Source organism: Pediococcus pentosaceus, from assembly GCF_001437285.1.
GTDB lineage: Bacteria > Bacillota > Bacilli > Lactobacillales > Lactobacillaceae > Pediococcus > Pediococcus pentosaceus.
The window spans coordinates 52,229-71,906 of sequence record NZ_JQBF01000004.1 but is presented as its reverse complement, the minus strand read 5'-3'; the positions used below and the strand labels follow the sequence as shown (position 1 = coordinate 71,906).

Here is a 19,678-nt window from a genome sequence, read left to right as displayed (position 1 = left end):
TTGGCAAATGATAAAATTGTTATCCACGGTGCACGAGCACATAATTTAAAGAATATTGATGTTACCATTCCACGCGATAAACTAGTGGTGGTGACAGGGTTATCTGGATCAGGAAAGAGTTCATTGGCTTTTGATACCCTCTATGCTGAAGGTCAACGACGCTACGTAGAAAGTTTGTCAGCGTATGCTCGTCAATTTTTAGGGCAAATGGATAAGCCAGATGTTGATTCAATTGATGGACTTAGTCCGGCTATTTCGATTGATCAAAAGACAACTTCTAAAAATCCTCGTTCAACAGTCGGGACCGTAACCGAAATTAATGATTATTTAAGACTATTATGGGCGCGAGTTGGTCAACCAATCTGTCCCAATGATGGTACACCGATTACCAGTCAGACGGTCGAACAGATGGTGAATCGAGTTTTGGATTTGCCGGAACGTTCCAAGGTGCAAATCATCTCACCGATCGTCCGTGCTAAAAAAGGCCAACATAAAAAGGTTTTTGAAAAAATCAAACGTGAAGGCTTTGTGCGGGTACGAGTAGATGACGAAACCATGGATGTTGAAGAAGTACCAGAATTGGATAAGAACAAAGTTCACACCATTGATATTGTGGTCGACCGTGTGGTGGTTAAAGACGGAATTCGGTCTCGTTTATTTGATTCATTTGAAGCAGCTTTACGCCTCAGTAAGGGTTATGCTACAGCAGATGTGATTGGTGGCGAACCAATCTTGTTCTCAGAACATTATTCCTGTCCGGTTTGTGGGTTCACAGTGGGAGAACTTGAACCCCGACTATTTTCATTTAATGCCCCTTTTGGAGCATGTCCTGAATGTGATGGATTAGGAATTAAATTGGAAGTGGATGAAGATTTAGTCATTCCGGATCCATCTAAGACGTTACGTGAAGGAGCAATTGCACCTTGGAATCCGATTAGTTCGCAATATTATCCAACCTTACTAGAACAAGCTGCTAAAAGTTTTGGAATTGATATGGATACTCCTTTTGAGGATTTACCTAAAGCAGATCGCCAGCTCGTTTTATATGGTTCTAAAGGTAAGAAATTCCATTTCCACTATGAAAATGATTTTGGTGGAGTTCGGGATGTGGATTCCGTATTTGAAGGTGTAATGGTTAACATTGATCGTCGCTATCATGAAACTAATAGTGATTTCACGCGAGATCAAATGCGGTTATATATGCGCGAATTAACGTGCCAAACTTGTCATGGTTACCGTTTGAATCGAAAAGCTTTATCAGTAAAAATTGATGGAAAGCATATTGCCGAAATTTCAGCTTTACCCATCGATAGTGCCATGGAATTTTTCGGTAATTTAAACTTTTCGGAGCAGGATACAGCTGTTGCCACTCCAATCTTAAAAGAAATCAAGGACCGTTTGAATTTCTTACGTAACGTGGGATTGGAGTATCTAACTTTGAGTCGCTCGGCTCGAACACTTTCAGGTGGGGAAGCCCAACGGATTCGTTTGGCGACTCAAATTGGCTCGAATTTATCTGGTGTACTATATATTTTGGATGAACCTTCAATTGGTTTACATCAAAGGGATAACAATCGATTAATTAGTTCCCTTAAAAAGATGCGGGATTTAGGTAACACGCTAGTAGTTGTTGAACATGATGAAGATACGATGTGGGCTGCTGATTATCTTATTGATATTGGACCAGGAGCTGGTGAAAATGGCGGTGAAGTCATGGCAGCTGGTACTCCTAAGCAAGTGGCTAAAAGTCGTAAATCACTGACGGGTAAGTATCTATCCGGAAAGAAATTTATTCCAGTTCCAGAAACTAGGCGTACGGGTAATGGTCAATCTATTAAATTAAAAGGGGTACAAGAAAATAACCTTAAAAATATTGATGTTGACTTCCCATTAGGTGAATTTGTCGCTGTAACGGGAGTTTCTGGCTCAGGTAAATCTACGTTAGTCAATATGGTTTTAAAACGAGTTTTGGCTCAAAAATTAAACCATAATTCTGAAAAACCAGGTAAATATAAATCGGTTAGTGGTATTAAAAATATTGAAAAAGTTATCAATATTGACCAATCTCCAATTGGCCGGACCCCACGAAGTAATCCGGCAACTTATACGAGCGTTTTCGATGATATAAGAGGCTTATTTGCTCAGACTAATGAAGCTAAACTCCGAGGATATACGAAGGGTCGTTTTAGTTTTAACGTCAAGGGTGGACGCTGTGAAGCATGTAAGGGTGACGGAATTCTAAAAATTGAGATGAATTTCTTGCCAGATGTTTACGTTCCTTGTGAGGTCTGTCATGGAACACGTTATAACTCAGAAACACTTGAAGTTAAGTACAAAGGCAAGACAATTGCTGATATCTTGGATATGACGGTGGAAGAAGCAACAGATTTCTTTGTTCCCATCCCTAAGATTGCTCGTAAACTTCAAACCATTATTGATGTAGGATTGGGCTACGTACATTTAGGACAATCAGCTACTACCCTATCTGGTGGTGAAGCGCAACGTATGAAGTTAGCTTCCGAACTACACAAAAAAGCGAATGGTAAGAACTTCTATATCCTAGATGAACCAACTACTGGTTTGCATACAGACGACATCAAACGTTTGTTAGATGTATTACAACGTTTGGTAGATAATGGTAATACTGTTTTAGTAATCGAACATAATTTAGATGTAATTAAAACTGCCGATCACTTGATTGATCTGGGTCCTGAAGGGGGCGCTGGTGGTGGACAAGTGGTGGCTGTTGGTACACCGGAAGCCATTGCTGCGGTACCTGAAAGCTATACTGGTAAATATTTGAAAGAAGTTCTGGAGCGTGCTCAAGAACTTAGTCAGAAATAATACAAAAGGGGCAATTTGTGCTCCTTTTTATATAACTTAAAAAAGACACGCCCGGATGTGTTATACTGGAGTAGCTACCTTTATAGGAGGAATTAATAATGAATGAACGACTACAATTTGTTGTGGTAACAGGAATGAGCGGGGCTGGTAAAACAGTCGCAATGCAAAGCTTTGAAGATTTAGGATTTTTCTGTGTGGATAATATGCCACCTGCTTTATTACCAAAGTTTTGGGAATTAATTAAAGAAAATGGAAAAATTAGCAAAGTAGCGTTAGTCGTAGATTTAAGATCACGAGGTTTTTATGATCAAATCTTAGGGTTACTTACTGGTGAAGAAGAACAACATAATATTAAAACGGATGTTGTATTCTTAGATGCGACGGATGAAGAATTGGTTGCTCGCTATAAGGAAACTCGTCGCGCTCATCCGTTAGCAATGGATGGACGGGTAGCTGATGGCGTTCGTAAAGAACGCGAACTTTTATCACCGATTAAATCAGAAGCACAAATTGTTATTGATACAACTAATATGACACCTCGTGAGTTACGAAGTGATATTTTTGGACATTTCTCAACGAATAAGACGATTCCTAAGTTCCACATTGAAGTTGTTTCATTTGGCTATAAATATGGTAGTCCAATTGATGCCGATATCATTATGGATGTCCGCTTTTTACCTAATCCATACTATGTTACTGAATTAAAAAATAAAATTGGAACGGATCCAGCAGTTTATGACTATGTCATGAATCAACCGGCTACCGAAGAATTTTATACGGATTACTTAAAATTATTGATGGATATTATGCCAGGGTATCAAAAGGAAGGTAAATCTAACTTAACGATTGCCATCGGCTGTACTGGTGGTCAACATCGTTCAGTTGCTATTGCAGAACGTTTGGCAAAAGATTTATCTAAAAAATATGTTACAAATATATCGCATCGAGATGCGCATAAACGAAAGGAAACGGTAAATCGATCATGACCAGAAAAAAAGGTCCTAAAATTGTCGTAATTGGTGGCGGCACGGGACTACCAGTTATCCTTAAAGAATTACACCAACGCAATGCTGAAATTACTGCGATTGTAACGGTCGCAGATGACGGTGGTTCATCGGGTATCATCCGAGATTATGTTAACGTAGTTCCGCCAGGGGATATTCGAAATGTAATGGTCGCTTTATCTGACATTGCCCCTGAATTTAAAGATATTTTTCAATATCGCTTTAGAAGTCAAGATAAGTTTCTTGCCGGACATGCTATTGGTAATTTGATTATTGCGGCGCTTTCCGAAATGCGTGGTGGGATTGATCCAGCCATTCGAGAATTATCAGAAATGCTTCAAGTTGAAGGCCATGTTTATCCTGCCAGTGCACAACCTTTAGTGTTACATGCTAAATTTACGGATGGCACGCTGTTAGCAGGGGAAGCTGAAATCACAGCGGCTCATAAAGACATTAAAGAAGTGTGGGTGGGTAACAATCCATGGAGCGAAAATAAGAAACCCCATGCTGTACCGGAAGCACTGCAGGCGATTGAAGAAGCCGATGAAATTATTTTAGGGCCCGGTAGTCTATTTACCAGTATCTTGCCCAACTTAATGATTGAAGATATTGGACGTGCTGTACTTAAAGCGAAAGCTGAAATTGTTTATATTTGTAATATTATGACTCAAAAGGGTGAAACTATTAATTTTACAGATGCGGAACATGTACGAACATTGAATCGGCACTTAGGACAAAACTTTGTCGATACCGTACTCGTTAATACCGAAATCGTGCCAGAATCCTACATGGATTTCAATCGCTATGATGAAGTTTCCAAACAAGTAGTTCATGATTTTAAGGGATTACGGGAACAGGGTGCACGAGTAATATCGGACAATTTCTTATTGTTGAGAGATGGTGGAGCGTTCCATGATGGGCAGAAAGTTGTAGACGAATTGATGAATGTTTGTAGCAACCCCATCAAGAAGCGTGATTAGGAGGTTCAGAATTTGTCATACGCAAGTGAAGTAAAAAAAGAACTGACAAGTTTGGAAGTTCACGAAAAAAATGCTAAGGCGGAATTGATGGCGTTAATCCGAATGAACGGTGCAATTGGTATCAATAATCGTCAGCTTACATTAAATACACAAACTGAAAATCCAGCCATTGCTAGAAGAATTTATTCTTTACTTAAAGAATTTTATCATTTGGAAGCAGAACTTAGTGTTCGACGGAAGATGAAATTGAAGAAGAATAACTTGTATATCGTTCGTTTACGAACGGGCGTTAAGGAGTTATTGAATGATTTATCGATTTTAAAAGATGATTTTCAGATTAACGAAAAAGTTCCGGAAGGTTTGTTGACCGAAGAATCAGAATTACGGTCCTATCTACGAGGAGCCTTTCTAGCTAGTGGATCGGTAAATAATCCAGAAACTAGCCGTTATCATTTGGAAATTTATTCCCTTTATGAATCACACAACCAAATGATTGCTGATTGGATTAATAAGTATAATTTGAATGCTAGAACGACTGAGCGGCGTAGTGGTTATATTGTTTATTTGAAGGAAGCAGAACATATTGCTGATTTTCTACAATTAATCGGAGCAACTAATTCGATGCTCAAATTTGAAGATGTTCGAATTATGCGTGATATGCGGAATTCGGTTAACCGTTTGGTCAACTGTGAGACGGCTAATTTAAATAAAGTTGCTAATGCATCGATGAAACAGATTAACAACATCCAATTTATTGATGAAACAGTCGGATTAGGTGAATTACCACCTAAATTGCGTGAAGTTGCTGAGGCTCGTTTGATTCATCGAGAAGTTAGTCTTAAAGAACTGGGTGAATTAGTACCTGGTGGTCCAATATCTAAATCGGGTATTAACCATCGCCTGAGAAAAATTAATCAATACGCTGAGAAGCTAAGAGCTTAATTAAAGCAAGAGGATATCTTCAGAAATACTTGAAGGTGTCCTCTTTTTTACACAGTGTGTATTGTAAGGGCTTAATGTAATTGTAATGTAAAAGATTGGAACAAATTATTATGCTAATATTGACTACGATAGATGAATGTCAACTAGGTAAACAAACTAAAGGGGAATACGAGTTTATGAATTCTAAATTACATTACAAAATGTTTAAAGCGGGTAAAAAGTGGGCCTTTGCAAGTATCGCAGCTGCCAGTTTAGGGATCATTGCTTTAGATGCTAATGCAACTAATGTTCGTGCCGATAGCACCGACAATGATGCTACTGATACGGTTGATGATAGTACGACTACTTCACCCGTAAGCGAAGCAAGTGTTACATTAACGAAGACTTCTTTACCAGCTAGTTCAGCAACTAGTGCTAGTGTGACTAGCTCAGCAACTTCAGCAGTTACAAGTACTGCTACTTCCAGCGCTGTAAGTAAATCTGCAACTAATTCGGTGGTGACTTCGAGTTCTGCTAAGAGCGCGATAAGTTCATCTGCTACGTCAACTGCAAGCTCTAGTGCAAAGAAATCAGTTGCTAGTTCAGCGGCTTCATCTGCTAGTGAAAAAACCGTTTCAAGCACTGCTAAGAGCGTTGCTAATAGCTCAAGTGTAGTTAAAAATACAAGTTCTAGTTCTACTAAAAACTCAAGTGCAGCTGTTTCAGTAGTTGCGCATTCAAATTCGAGCGCCGCTTCTTCGACAGCTAGCTCCAAAGCTGCTATTAAAACGAGCTCAGCTACTAGTGTAAGTTCAAGTGCGGTCTCTAAAACAAGTAGTGCTGCTACTACTTCTAAAAATAAAGCGGTAGATAAGAAATCAACTTCAAAGGACTATACGATTGATTATACGCATCAATTAAGTGATGACGAGGGTAGTGATCAGCAAACTAAAAATAACGTAATCATTGCACACGCCACTGGAGTTTATGCACCAGCTGAAAATGTAGCTATTTTTGAAAAACGTGAATGGGACAGTAGCGAAAGCTATGTTCAATATATCGTTGGTGATGGTGGAAAAGTTTATGCAGTTGGACAAGAAGGATACGTCGCTTGGGGCGCAGGCGAATGGGCTAATGAAAATGCTCCTGTTCAAGTTGAGTTAGCACAAACATATTCTGATAGCCAATTTAAAAAAGATTATCAAACTTACGTTAACCTACTAAGGGATTCTGCTAAGAAATGGAATATTCCAACCAGTCTAGATAGTAATGAATATCGTGGTATTAAATCTCATGTATGGATTACTAATCATGTTTGGGGAAACCATGTAGACCCTTATGGATATCTTTCGACCCATGGTATTTCACAAACTCAATTTGCCCATGATCTTCAATATGGATTTGGTAGCAGTAGTGATTCAAGTAATAATACATCTAATGATAGCAACAAAAATAATGCTAACAACAGTAATAAAAATGATTCAAATAGTAATAAAAATAATTCAAGCAAGATAAATGTTGGCGATAAAGTAACCATCAAGACAAGTGCTAAACATTGGGCAACCGGCCAATCAATTTATAGTGCCGTTAAGGGCAAGACTTACAAGGTTATGCAAATTAATGGTAACAAATTGCTCTTGGACAAGGTTATCAGTTGGATTAACAAGGGTGACGTTACGGTGCCAGGGTCTTCATCATCAAATCAATCCAGTTCTAACAAAGGTAACAGTAGTAATAGTAATAAAAATAACAGCAGCAATAAGATTGGTGTAGGTTCCAAAGTAACCATCAATAAGAATGCTAAGCATTGGGCAACGGGTCAATCTATTTACAATCCAGTTAAGGGCAAGACTTACAAAGTTATCCAGGTTAACGGTAGTAAATTGCTTTTAGACAAAGTTATTAGTTGGATTAATAAGGCGGATGTAACATTAGCTGGCTCAAAATCCAATTCAGGTTCATCAAACAAGAATAACGCGGCTTCCATGCATAATGTGAATGTTCATTTAACTAACAAACATTGGACAACTGCACAAACTAATTTTGTAAATGGTATTGCAGCAGATATTGTTAACGTATGTAATAGTAATAAGCTCTATGCTTCCGTAGCTATGGCTCAAGCAGTTTTGGAAAGCGGGTATGGAACTTCATCACTTGCTCAAGAAGCGCACAATTTATTTGGGATTAAGGCTGATAGCACTTGGAAAGGTGCTACCTATACTAAGAGTACTAAAGAGGTTATCAATGGTCGCACAGTTACCATCAATGCCTCATTTAGAAAATATGCTTCTATCAAGGATTCGATTGCAGATTACGCTAAGAAACTTGAATCACGTGCACAATACGCTAATGCATTTGCACCAAAATCAGCTAACTATGTGGCTTCTATTAAAGCTATCAAGGCTGGTGGTTACGCAACTTCAACCACTTATGTTGGTAGTATAATTAACTGCATCAATAGTAATGGTTTCTTTAAATTAGACGGATTAAGCAAAGCCCTTCATCTTTAAGATTTAATTAGGTTAAAATAGGAGACTGGAACATACAATCTGTGTTACAGTCTTTTTATTATATGGGGAAAGGATGAATGGAAGATGAAATATTCAGAGTTTCAATTTGTACAACTTTGGGATGGAAGATTGGGGACTATTACTAAAGTTTTGCCAAGTGGTTATCTTATTGAAGATAATTATTGGGATTGGTTAGCAAGTAAAAATGAGGAAGATCCTGAAAAATACATCTATCCGCATGCTGACATTGAAAAGAATTTCTCAGCCCTCGAAGAGGAAATTGAAGGCGAAGCACAAATTGCCGAAGAAATTTTCGAATTTCGTTACAAAATGATGAAAAGTGCACTAGGAAAATAAAAAAAGACATCGGAATTTTTCCGATGTCTTTTTTATGCCACTAATTATTTTAAGTTAGCATTTTTTTCCATGATACCATCAATCAAACCGTATTCAACGGCGTCTTGAGCTGATAGATAGTTATCACGTTCAGTATCAATATTAATCTTTTCAAGAGGTTGTCCAGAATTTTCAGCTAAAATCGTATTCAATTCTTTACGAGTCTTCAAGATTTGTTCTGCAGCAATCTCAATTTCAGTTTGTTGACCTTGAGCTCCACCAGAAGGTTGATGAATCATAACTTCTGAATGAGGTAGAGCAAAACGTTTACCCTTTGTACCAGATGAAGCAAGCACACTGGCCATTGAAGCAGCCATTCCCATTACGATTGTTTGAACATCAGATTTAATGAAGTTCATGGTATCGTAAATAGCTAAACCGGCGGTAACAACTCCACCAGGAGAGTTGATGTATAGGTAAATATCCTTTTCTGAGTCTTGTGCATCAAGGAAGAGTAGTTGAGAGATGATTGAGTTTGCTAAATCATCGTCAATAGGACCTGATAGCATGATGATTCGATCTTTTAATAGTCGTGAGTAAATATCATAAGCACGTTCACCACGTGATGATTGTTCAATAACTGTTGGGACCAAGTTCATAACTTAGTAACCTCCTTTATTATCGTAAAAAATTTCCTGTTAAATAACTAACATGGCTATAGTTTATATCATTGGTCAAAAAAGGTCAAATATTTTTACTCTTTAAAATAAAAAACAACCTAGCCGGAGAAAATTTTCGACCAGATTGCATATAGCGTCTAATGTACCAGGAGACAATGGTTGTAGCTATTGAATAAATAGTAGTATATAATGCAGTTGTAAGCGAATTTATGCATAAATTCGCTAAGTAATGCGCCATGAGGGAGTCGAACCCTCAGCTTGAGAACCGGAATCTCACGTGCTATCCATTACACTAACGGCGCCTAACAATTTGATTTTACAGTAGGACAGAAGAAAAAACAAGATAATTGCGGAGAATTACTATGGCAATAAAACAAGGATTTAGTCAAAATCAAACTCAACAACAAAAGCAAATCCAACGTTTAGCAATGACGCAGACCCTACAACAGTCGATTCAGATGTTGCAATATAACGTTGAAGAGCTTCAAGATTTTCTCAAACAAAAAGAAATGGATAATCCACTTATTACGGTTGAAATGGCTGCTGAAAAGCCAACCAGTAAGATTTCAGGTGATTCCGATCGACACGAGGCATTTATGAACCAAATTGCTAGCGATACGGAACAATCATTGTTCGACTACTTATTAGATCAGGTTCATTTAACCATGCGAGATACGCCATTAAGACGCCTAGTATTGTTGCTTTTAGACTATGTTGACGATAATGGGTATTTAGGAATATCCAATGAAGCAGTGATTGAAAAGACCGGTGCAGATGAAATTGCCGTGATCGATGCGGTAACTTTACTCCAACAGTTGGACCCGCCTGGCGTGGGGGCTCGCTCGCTCCAAGAGTGTCTAATGCTTCAAACTGAAAATGATACATTTTCTCCAGAACAAGCTTATTTGATTTTGGAAGAATCTTTTGAAGATTTAGTCAATCGTCAATGGGATAAAATCGCTAAAAAATATGATATTCAATTGAGTGATGTCCAAGCGGTTTTTGATTATGTCAGAACATTAACCCCTAACCCCGGAGCAGGATTTGGAAAACAAGAGCATAGTTATATTATTCCAGATTTAATCTTTAGCATTGAAAATGGTGAACCTCAATTACTACAGTCTAAGGCTTCACGTCCTAAAGTCAGCTTCTCACAACATTATTTTGAACAACTTCAAAACGTTGATGAAGAGGTCAAAGCTTATGTCACGGAGAAGAAGAAAGAATACGACTGGATTTCGAAGAGTTTAAGTCAACGGGAAGATACCATTCTCAGAGTTGGAAAGATTATCTTTGAAAAGCAAAGTGAATTCTTTATGAATCAAAGTAAAGAGCTAAAACCGTTGCTTCTAAGAGATGTCGCGAATAAATTACATTTACATGAATCAACAATATCTCGTGCTGTTAACGGTAAATATATTGCAACCCCATTTGGTACGTTTGAACTGAAATCGTTCTTTAGTAATGCTGTTAATCGTGAAAGTGATGTTTCAGCAGATGCAGCAAAAGAAAAGATTAAAAAAATTATCGATGAAGAGGATAAAAGAAAACCTATTTCTGATTCGAAAATTGAGAAAAATTTAAAAGAAAGTGGGATTGCGATTTCGCGGAGAACCGTCGCCAAATACCGCGAAGCCATTGGGATTCCATCTTCTTCAAAACGCAAGCGATTTGATTAATTTAAAAAGCCCCAAATAAGTTGAGTTTAAATTTGCAAAAAAGATGGGGGCTTGTTATAATTTAATTCGTAAGTGAGGTATACAACAAAAGTTAATTCTTGAGTTTGTGTGCCATTTATTTTTAATTTGTTGGGTCGTTTTGTGGCACTGCTGGACAAAACAAGTCCCACAACAGGAGATAACATGGATGATAATGAGATGGATTTATTAGAATCTGTTGTTCCAGGTTTGATTGGTGAATTTCTACAGAGATTTGATATCTTAAAATCAATCGATCTGCTTGCTCCGGTTGGGAGAAGAGTTTTATCGGAACATCTACATCTCAGCGAACGCGTGCTAAGATCACAAACTGATGTGTTAAAAACACAAGGATTGTTGACGAGTTCGCAGGCTGGAATGATGCTTTCTGATGAGGGCCGGCGCGTTATGAATGGTCTCGAACCTGTAGCTAACCGATTCTTAGGCTTAACTAGCCAAGAAAAGCTATTGGCGGAACGTTTGGACATCGAAAGATGTTTTATCGTTCGGGGAGATCGTGCTGACGGAGATGCGGTCACAAAACAACTCGGAACAATTTTAAATGATGCACTTGCAAAATTGTTGCCAGAGGGTAATAATACTATAGTGGTAATGGGCGGTTCAACCATGGCATCGGTTGCCATGCAGTTGTCGCCAGAGCTTTCGAACAATCGAAAGCTAACCTTTGTACCGGGTCGTGGTGGAATTGGTGAATCAGTTGATAAACAAGCTAATTCAGTTGCGGCTTTGATGGCTAAGCGTACTAGAGGTGAAGCCAAGTCATTATACATCCCGGAACAATTGAGTGAGAGCACTTACCACCCCCTTTTAAATGAACCGACTGTAAAACCTGTGTTGGATTTAATTAGTCACGCAGGAGTTGCTATCCATGGTATTGGTAAAGCTGGCGATATGGCCAGACGTCGAGGAGTTAACGAAGAAATCCTAAGTTACCTTCGAAAAGCCAAGGCTGTGGGGGAAGCGTTTGGATCTTTCTATAATCGAGAAGGACACATCCTATATCAAGTTCATCGAATTGGGTTACAGCTGAATGATGTTCAGCATTTCAATCATGTATTCGCCGTGGCTAGTGGTCATGACAAGGCTCAGGCTATTGAGTCGTACATGAAAATCGCACCGCATCAGACAATTTTAATTACTGATGAAGGTGCAGCAAACGCGATTTTAAAAAAGTAAAGCCATTGTGACTTAACTTTTTAAAATAAATTATTTTTTTAGATTCCTAAAGGAGGAAATCTTACTTATGACTGTAAAGATTGGTATTAATGGTTTTGGCCGTATTGGTCGTTTAGCATTCCGTCGTATCCACGAATTGGGTGCAAAATCAAATGACATCGAAGTTGTTGCTATCAACGATTTGACAAGTCCTGCTTTATTAGCACACTTGCTTAAATATGATTCAACACATGGAACTTTTGCTGGTGAAGTTAGTGCAACTGATAACTCAATTATCGTTGACGGCAAAGAATACCGTGTATACGCTGAACCAAAGGCTCAAGATATTCCTTGGGTTAAGGAAGACGGTGTTGACTTCGTACTTGAATGTACAGGTTTCTACACATCAAAAGAAAAATCACAAGCTCATTTAGATGCTGGTGCAAAACGTGTATTGGTTTCAGCACCTGCTGGCTCAGATCTTAAGACTGTTGTTTACAACGTAAACGATGATGTTTTAACTGCTGACGACCGTATCGTTTCAGCTGGTTCATGTACAACTAACTGTCTTGCACCAATGGCTTACTTCTTAAACGAAGAATTCGGCGTACAAATTGGTACAATGACAACAGTTCATGCTTACACAAGTACACAAATGCTTCTTGACGGACCTGTTCGTGGTGGAAACTTCCGTGCTGCACGCGCTGCTGCTGCAAACACAATTCCTCACTCAACTGGTGCTGCTAAGGCTATCGGTCTTGTTATCCCAGAATTGAACGGTAAGTTACAAGGACATGCACAACGTGTTAGCGTTGTTGACGGTTCATTGACAGAACTTGTTTCAATCCTTGACAAGGACGTTACAGTTGAAGAAGTTAATGCTGCTATTAAGAAGCATACAGAAGGTAACGAATCATTCGGTTGGAACGAAGACGAAGTTGTATCAAGTGACATCATTGGCACAACATACGGCTCAATCTTTGACCCAACACAAACAGAAGTTACTAAAGCTGGCGACAAGCAATTAGTTAAGACTGTTGCTTGGTACGACAACGAATACGGCTTCACTTGCCAAATGGTACGTACTTTATTGAAATTTGCTACTCTTTAAGATTAATTCTTAAAAATTGTAGATTTCAAACCGTCTAATCGGTCTAGGGACGGAGGGAGGTCACTTCCTCCGTCCCTTTTTTTAGAAAAAATAATTTATTAATGATTTAGGAGGAAATTCTCTTGGCTAAATTAACTGTTTCAGATTTAGATGTTAAGAACAAGAAAGTTTTGATGCGCGTTGACTTTAACGTGCCAGTTAAAAATGGTGTGATTGGTGATGACAACCGTGTCGTTGCTGCTCTTCCAACAATTAAATACATTATCGAAAACGGTGGAAAGGCAATTCTTTTCTCTCACTTAGGTCGTATCAAGACTGAAGAAGACAAAAAAGAATTGACTCTTCGTCCAGTTGCTCAACGCCTTTCAGATCTTCTTGGCAAACCAGTTACATTTGTTCCTGTAACACGCGGTGCACAACTTGAAGATGCTGTTAATGGCATGAACGACGGCGATGTATTATTGTTCGAAAACACACGTTTTGAAGACTTAGATGGCAAGAAGGAAAGTAAAAACGATCCTGAACTTGGCAAATACTGGGCATCACTTGGCGACATGTTCGTAAACGATGCTTTCGGTACAGCTCACCGTGCCCACGCTTCAAACGTTGGTGTTGCTGAAGCAATGAAGGCTGACGGCAAGCAAGTTGCTGCTGGTTTCCTTATGGAAAAAGAAATCAAGTTCTTGGGTGAAGCTGTTGACGAACCTAAGCATCCATTTGTTGCTATTTTAGGTGGCGCAAAGGTTTCTGACAAGATTGGTGTAATTGATCACTTACTTAATAAAGCTGACAAAGTTATTATTGGTGGTGGTATGACATACACATTCTACGCTGCTAAAGGCATGAGCATTGGTAACTCACTTGTTGAAGCTGACAAGATTGATGTTGCTAAAGAAATCCTTGCTAAGGGTGGCGACAAGATTGTCCTTCCTTCAGACAGTATCGTTGCTGAAAAATTTGATAACGATGTTCCTAACAAAGTTGTCGAAGGCGATATTCCTGATGGTTACATGGCTCTTGATATTGGACCTAAGTCAGTTGCAGAATTTAAGGATGTCCTTAAAGATGCTAAGACTGTTGTATGGAACGGACCAATGGGTGTATTCGAAATGAGCAACTATGCTAACGGTACACTTGAAGTTGGTAAGTTCTTAGGTACATTATCAGACGCTACAACAATTGTTGGTGGTGGTGACTCAACTGCTGCTGTTAAGCAATTAGGCGTTGGCGACCAATTGACACATATCTCAACTGGTGGTGGAGCTTCACTTGAATACCTTGAAGGTAAAGAACTTCCTGGTATCGCTGCTATTTCAAACAAATAATTAAAGTTGTAGAAATCGAAGAATCAGTTGATTCTTCTTTTCTGCTACATAACCTGTAATTCGGAAAGGATGTTTTATTTTGCGTACTCCAATTATTGCTGGAAACTGGAAAATGAACAAAAACCCCCAAGAAACTCAAGAATTCTTGGATGCTATCAAAGGTAAGTTACCTGATGCTTCTGTAGTAGAATCAGTTATTGCTGCTCCTGCTATCGATTTAAGCACTTTAGTAGCTTTCTCAAAAGATGAACAACTAAAGACTGCTGCTGAAAACAGCTACTTCGAAGACGAAGGTGCTTTCACTGGCGAAACAAGTCCTAAGGCTTTAAACGAAATGGGCGTTAACTATGTTGTTATCGGTCATTCAGAACGTCGACAATACTTCGGTGAAACTGACGAAGATATTAACAAGAAGGCTAAGGCAATCTTCAACAACAACATGACACCAATCATTTGCTGTGGAGAAACTCTTGAACAACGTGAAGCTGGCGAAACTAATGAATGGGTTGCTGGTCAAATCACAAACGCTCTTAAAGATTTAACTGCAGAACAAGTTGCTGCATCAGTGATCGCTTACGAACCAATCTGGGCTATCGGTACTGGTAAGACAGCTTCAAGTGATCAAGCTCAAGAAGTTTGTCACGTAATTCGTGAAACAGTTGCTAAGCTTTACGATCAAACTGTTGCTGACAAAGTACGTATTCAATACGGTGGTAGTGTAAAACCTGCTAACATTGCTGAATTAATGGGCAAAGAAGATATTGATGGTGGACTTGTTGGTGGAGCATCACTTGATCCAGAATCATTCCTAGAATTAGTTAACTACAAGGGTTAATATAATTAAGGAAATATAATATAATAATAGTTGAACTGCGTTAAGCAGATTTAAAAATGTGAGGAGATATTTAAAATGTCACTTATTACTGATATTTACGCACGCGAAGTCCTAGACTCACGTGGTAACCCAACTGTTGAAGTTGAAGTTTATACTGAAGATGGTGGTTTCGGTCGCGGAATCGTTCCTTCTGGTGCTTCAACTGGTGAACACGAAGCTGTTGAACTTCGTGATGGCGACAAGAACCGTTTCTCAGGAAAAGGTGTAGAAAAGGCTGTTGCTAACGTTAATGGTCCTATTTCTAAAGAAATCGTTGGTTTTGAAGTTACAGACCAAATCGCTATCGATAAGGCAATGATTAAATTAGACGGTACCCCTAACAAGGGTAAGCTTGGTGCTAACGCTATCTTAGGTGTATCACTTGCTGTTGCTCGTGCAGCTGCAGATGAACTACAAGTTCCTCTATACAACTACATTGGCGGTTCAAACGCTCATGTTCTTCCAACACCAATGATGAATGTTATCAATGGTGGAGCTCACTCAGAAAACAAAGTGGACTTCCAAGAATTCATGATCATGCCTGTTGGTGCTCCTTCTGTTAAAGAAGCTATCCGTATGGGTTCAGAAACTTTCCATGCTTTGAAGAGTCTTTTGTCAGCTGATGGCAAAGCTACTTCAGTTGGTGATGAAGGTGGATTTGCTCCTGACTTTGCTAACAATGAAGAACCTCTTCAATACCTAATCAAGGCTATTGAAAAGGCTGGTTACAAACCAGGTAAGGACGTTGCTATTGCAGTTGACGTTGCTGCTTCAGAACTTTGGAACGACGAAGACAAGAAGTACAAGCTTCGCTGGTCAACTGGTGAAGAATTCACTACTGAAGAATTCGTTAAGTACCTTGAAGGCTTAGTAAACAAATACCCAATCATTTCTATCGAAGATCCTATCGATGAAAACAACTGGGACGACTGGGCAAGCATCACTAAAGAACTTGGCAAGAAAGTTCAACTTGTTGGTGACGACTTCTTCGTTACAAACACAGAATACCTTGCTAAAGGTATCAAGATGGGTGCTGCTAACGCAATCCTTATCAAGGTTAACCAAATCGGTACTCTTACAGAAACAATGGAATCTATCGAAATGGCTAAAGAAGCTGGTTACACAGCTATCGTTTCTCACCGTTCAGGTGAAACAGAAGACACAACAATCGCTGACTTAGTTGTTGCTACAAATGCAGGTCAAATTAAGACTGGTTCAATGAGTCGTACAGACCGTATTGCTAAGTACAACCAATTAATGCGTATTGAAGACCAACTTGAAGGCGTTGCAGAATACAAGGGTATTAACTCATTCTACAACCTAAGTGCTGACGCTCGTGAAGAAATCAGCAACAAGTAATTAAATTAGGTCAATCAAAGAGGCGGACATTTTGTCCGCCTCTTTTTTTGTTATTAAATTGGAATTCAGGCTCAAATATGTTAAATTAGTACTAGAACTTATTAAGAACATGAAGGAGGTCATCTTGTGTATTCACTTCTGATGACAATTCTATTGATTCTGTCAGTGTTTATAATCATTGCGGTTATGATGCAACCGGCTAAGACTGACAGCGCGATGTCTTCATTAACGGGTGGTGCTGGTGACCTATTTGCAAAGCAAAAACCACGTGGATTTGAAGCATTTATGCAAAAAGTAACTGCAGTCTTGCTTTTCTTGTTTTTTGCTGTCACCATTGCAATGGTTTACGTATCTGCACACTAGAGAGATCGTATTGAACAAAAAAATTGCATTTAGCAAATTCTGAAATTTAGATTTCGGAATCATTAGGAACGGCTAAAGACGAAATTAGTTTTGTCTTTAGCTTTTTTATTTAATAAATACAAAAATATGAGGTAAGAAATGGAAATAAACAAATTACAAGCTTTAATTATTAATTATCTGCAACAACGACCAACCCAAAAGTTAACTGCTGAGGAACTTTTTAAGGGTTTAAATTTAGAAGGGGCCAGTGTGTTTAACACCTTAGTTAAGGAATTGGCATTAATGGAACGTTCTAAAAAAGTTGAAATAACGGAAGATGGCAAATTTAAAATTGCTCGTCCTAAAAATCAATTATTAGTTCATGGTGTGTTCCATGCTAATGATCGTGGTTTCGGATTTGTTTCAGTAGAAGAGGATGAAATTCCTGACATTTATATTAGTGAAGATCATACAGCGTATGCTTTAAATATGGATGAAGTTGATGTAAAAATTACTCGTCCATCTAAGAAGGGTGACGATCGCGGACCAGAAGGAATTGTTAAGAAGATTACAAGTCGCCACTTTACCCAAGCGGTGGGGGTTTTTGAATTTGCTCCTGAACCACAGAAGAATGTTTTAGGTCATATCAATTTGAAAGACAAGAAAATGTCTTCATATCAATTCGATGTTCTAGAAGGCGGAATTCAACCAACTGACGGTTCAGTGATCACGGCCCAAGTTACGCAATATCCTAAGCCTAATTCTCCTAAGTTAATTGCCGGGGTTGCTGAAAAGACGGTTGGTCATAAGGATGATCCAGGAGTGGACATCTTAGAAGTGGTTTATCAACATGAGTTACCAACTGAATTTCCAGATGATGTCAAAGCAGAGATTGCTTCGATTCCAGACTATGTAACAGATGCAGAGAAAAAAGGACGCGTTGATTTAACTAATGAAGTAGTGGTCACAATCGATGGGGATGATTCCAAAGATTTTGATGATGCTGTAGGTCTTAAAAAACTAGATAATGGAAATTACCGTTTATTAGTTAACATTGCGGATGTTTCTCACTATGTTAAAGAAGGTTCTCCTTTAGATAAAGAAGCATATCGTCGAAGTACAAGTGTTTACTTGACTGACCGAGTAATTCCAATGTTGCCACGTAAGCTTTCTAACGGAATTTGTTCATTAAACCCTAATGTTGAACGGCTTTCGATGACTTGTGAAATGGAAATTACGCCTGAAGGAGACGTAGTTAACCATAAGATTTACCCAAGTGTAATTGAATCAGATGCTCGAATGACATATAACGATGTTAATAAGATTTTGGAATCTAAAGACGAAAAAACTATGGCACGTTATGAAAAATTAGTGCCTATGTTTGAAATGATGGGCGAACTTCACAAAATCTTGCTTAAGAAGCGTAAGCAACGTGGAGCAATTGAATTTAGCGATAAAGAAGCCCAAATCATCGTTGATGAAACCGGACATCCAATTGACATTAAATTACGGACGCGTGGGACTTCAGAACGTATGATTGAATCATTCATGTTGGCAGCTAATGAAACGGTTGCTGAGCACTACTATAAGGCTCATGTGCCATTCTTATATCGTATTCATGAAACTCCCGATAGCGAAAGAATGTTAACCTTCTTTGAATTCCTATCTGTATTTGGACACGTAGTTAAAGGAAGCACCAAGGATCTGAAGCCTAAGACGCTGCAAAGCGTGCTTAAGAAGATTGCTGGGACTCCAGAAGAAGCAATGATTTCAGTAATGATGCTTCGTAGTATGCGCCAAGCTAAGTATGATGCTCAATCATTAGGTCATTTTGGATTGGCTGCTGAGTATTATACGCATTTCACTTCACCAATTCGCCGTTATCCGGACTTATTTGTGCACCGCTTAATTCGTCATTATGCCGAAAATGGTACTGGTGAAGCAGCACAAGCGAAATATGTTGAAAGCATTCCAGAAATTGCCGATCATACTTCCAAGTTAGAACGTCGAGCAATCGACACAGAACGTGATGTTGATGGAATGAAGAAGGCTGAATTTATGGCTGACCATGTGGGAGAAGAATTCCATGCGGTAGTTAGTTCAGTAATGAAGTTTGGTTTATTCGTTGAATTGGAAAATACGGTTGAAGGACTAATTCATATTAGTACCATGAAGGATGACTACTATGAATATGTTGAAAAACAGATGGCCTTGGTCGGACGGAATACCCACCGTACATTCCAAATTGGTCAAGAAGTTGAGATTAAATTAATGCGAGTGGATAAGGATCAATCTGAAGTTGATTTTGAATTATTGCATCCAGAAAAAACACCTAAGAGTGATATTCAACTTCCACCGCGTCAACAATTTAACCGTGGTCCGCGTCGTAACGGTCAAAAGCCTAGCGGAAAGAACAACAATAAATCAGGAAATCGAAACGGAAAACCATTTTACAAAGATAAAACGGTCAAGAAGTTTTCTAAAAATACTTCTCATAAGAAATAAGAGGAGGTTATGTT

At 38.7% G+C, this 19,678-nt stretch carries 15 protein-coding genes and 1 tRNA gene; 14 read left to right on the top strand and 2 right to left on the bottom strand.

What is annotated here, in order from left to right; genetic code table 11:
• The 6 genes from uvrA (at position 1) to IV86_RS05275 (ending at position 8,616) form a co-directional block, all read left to right on the top strand.
• Positions 1 to 2,844, top strand: coding sequence for an excinuclease ABC subunit UvrA (uvrA, locus tag IV86_RS05300; protein WP_056979417.1), 2,844 nt, complete (start codon positions 1 to 3; stop codon positions 2,842 to 2,844).
• Positions 2,845 to 2,942: 98 nt separating this feature from the next.
• Positions 2,943 to 3,830: an RNase adapter RapZ gene (gene rapZ, locus IV86_RS05295; protein WP_002834080.1), complete on the top strand. Its 888-nt coding sequence runs from the start codon at positions 2,943 to 2,945 to the stop codon at positions 3,828 to 3,830.
• A complete protein-coding gene (locus tag IV86_RS05290; RefSeq protein ID WP_002834079.1) occupies positions 3,827 to 4,828 on the top strand; it encodes a gluconeogenesis factor YvcK family protein in 1,002 nt (333 codons plus the stop codon). Before rapZ ends, IV86_RS05290 begins: the two co-directional genes overlap by 4 nt.
• A 12-nt stretch (positions 4,829 to 4,840) precedes the next feature.
• Positions 4,841 to 5,770 carry a DNA-binding protein WhiA gene (gene whiA, locus IV86_RS05285; RefSeq protein WP_002834077.1) on the top strand — a complete coding sequence of 310 codons (930 nt, stop codon included), beginning with the start codon at positions 4,841 to 4,843 and terminating at the stop codon, positions 5,768 to 5,770.
• A gap of 176 nt (positions 5,771 to 5,946) precedes the next feature.
• A complete protein-coding gene (locus IV86_RS05280) occupies positions 5,947 to 8,259 on the top strand; it encodes a glucosaminidase domain-containing protein (RefSeq protein WP_056979416.1) in 2,313 nt (770 codons plus the stop codon).
• Between the two features lie 84 nt (positions 8,260 to 8,343).
• On the top strand, positions 8,344 to 8,616 hold the full coding sequence (locus IV86_RS05275) for a hypothetical protein (RefSeq protein ID WP_002834074.1): 273 nt from the start codon (positions 8,344 to 8,346) through the stop codon (positions 8,614 to 8,616).
• Positions 8,617 to 8,660: 44 nt separating this feature from the next.
• Here IV86_RS05275 and clpP read toward each other — a convergent pair whose 3' ends face one another.
• Positions 8,661 to 9,254, bottom strand: a complete 594-nt coding sequence (gene clpP / locus IV86_RS05270; RefSeq protein ID WP_002834073.1) for an ATP-dependent Clp endopeptidase proteolytic subunit ClpP — start codon at positions 9,252 to 9,254, stop codon at positions 8,661 to 8,663.
• A gap of 251 nt (positions 9,255 to 9,505) precedes the next feature.
• Positions 9,506 to 9,577 (bottom strand) — tRNA-Arg (locus IV86_RS05265).
• Positions 9,578 to 9,637: 60 nt separating this feature from the next.
• On the opposite strand from IV86_RS05265, the gene rpoN reads away from it, so the two are divergent.
• The 8 genes from rpoN to rnr all read left to right on the top strand — a co-directional run bounded on the left by rpoN (position 9,638) and on the right by rnr (position 19,664).
• On the top strand, positions 9,638 to 10,954 hold the full coding sequence (rpoN, locus tag IV86_RS05260; RefSeq protein ID WP_011673077.1) for an RNA polymerase factor sigma-54: 1,317 nt from the start codon (positions 9,638 to 9,640) through the stop codon (positions 10,952 to 10,954).
• 183 nt (positions 10,955 to 11,137) lie between these two features.
• Entirely contained in the window at positions 11,138 to 12,169 is a 1,032-nt protein-coding gene (locus tag IV86_RS05255; protein WP_056979415.1) for a sugar-binding transcriptional regulator, read from the top strand.
• A gap of 67 nt (positions 12,170 to 12,236) precedes the next feature.
• Positions 12,237 to 13,259, top strand: coding sequence for a type I glyceraldehyde-3-phosphate dehydrogenase (gene gap, locus IV86_RS05250; RefSeq protein ID WP_002834069.1), 1,023 nt, complete (start codon positions 12,237 to 12,239; stop codon positions 13,257 to 13,259).
• A 122-nt stretch (positions 13,260 to 13,381) separates the two neighbouring features.
• On the top strand, positions 13,382 to 14,584 hold the full coding sequence (locus IV86_RS05245; protein WP_002834068.1) for a phosphoglycerate kinase: 1,203 nt from the start codon (positions 13,382 to 13,384) through the stop codon (positions 14,582 to 14,584).
• Between the two features lie 79 nt (positions 14,585 to 14,663).
• The gene (gene tpiA, locus IV86_RS05240) at positions 14,664 to 15,419 is read left to right on the top strand and encodes a triose-phosphate isomerase (RefSeq protein WP_002834066.1); all 756 of its coding nucleotides are present in this window, start codon (positions 14,664 to 14,666) and stop codon (positions 15,417 to 15,419) included.
• Positions 15,420 to 15,494: 75 nt separating this feature from the next.
• Positions 15,495 to 16,817, top strand: coding sequence for a phosphopyruvate hydratase (gene eno / locus IV86_RS05235; protein WP_002834064.1), 1,323 nt, complete (start codon positions 15,495 to 15,497; stop codon positions 16,815 to 16,817).
• Positions 16,818 to 16,943: 126 nt separating this feature from the next.
• Positions 16,944 to 17,180 carry a preprotein translocase subunit SecG gene (secG, locus tag IV86_RS05230; RefSeq protein ID WP_023440132.1) on the top strand — a complete coding sequence of 79 codons (237 nt, stop codon included), beginning with the start codon at positions 16,944 to 16,946 and terminating at the stop codon, positions 17,178 to 17,180.
• A gap of 138 nt (positions 17,181 to 17,318) precedes the next feature.
• Entirely contained in the window at positions 17,319 to 19,664 is a 2,346-nt protein-coding gene (rnr, locus tag IV86_RS05225; protein WP_056979414.1) for a ribonuclease R, read from the top strand.
• Positions 19,665 to 19,678 lie beyond the last annotated feature (14 nt).

Coding starts and splice junctions, on each gene's coding strand:
- eno (WP_002834064.1), top strand. CDS start 15,495: ATGTCACTTATTACTGATATTTACGCACGCGAAGTCCTAGACTCACGT.
- rapZ (WP_002834080.1), top strand. CDS start 2,943: ATGAATGAACGACTACAATTTGTTGTGGTAACAGGAATGAGCGGGGCT.
- IV86_RS05255 (WP_056979415.1), top strand. CDS start 11,138: ATGGATGATAATGAGATGGATTTATTAGAATCTGTTGTTCCAGGTTTG.
- clpP (WP_002834073.1), bottom strand. CDS start 9,254: ATGAACTTGGTCCCAACAGTTATTGAACAATCATCACGTGGTGAACGT.
- gap (WP_002834069.1), top strand. CDS start 12,237: ATGACTGTAAAGATTGGTATTAATGGTTTTGGCCGTATTGGTCGTTTA.
- IV86_RS05280 (WP_056979416.1), top strand. CDS start 5,947: ATGAATTCTAAATTACATTACAAAATGTTTAAAGCGGGTAAAAAGTGG.
- IV86_RS05275 (WP_002834074.1), top strand. CDS start 8,344: ATGAAATATTCAGAGTTTCAATTTGTACAACTTTGGGATGGAAGATTG.
- rnr (WP_056979414.1), top strand. CDS start 17,319: ATGGAAATAAACAAATTACAAGCTTTAATTATTAATTATCTGCAACAA.
- rpoN (WP_011673077.1), top strand. CDS start 9,638: ATGGCAATAAAACAAGGATTTAGTCAAAATCAAACTCAACAACAAAAG.
- IV86_RS05290 (WP_002834079.1), top strand. CDS start 3,827: ATGACCAGAAAAAAAGGTCCTAAAATTGTCGTAATTGGTGGCGGCACG.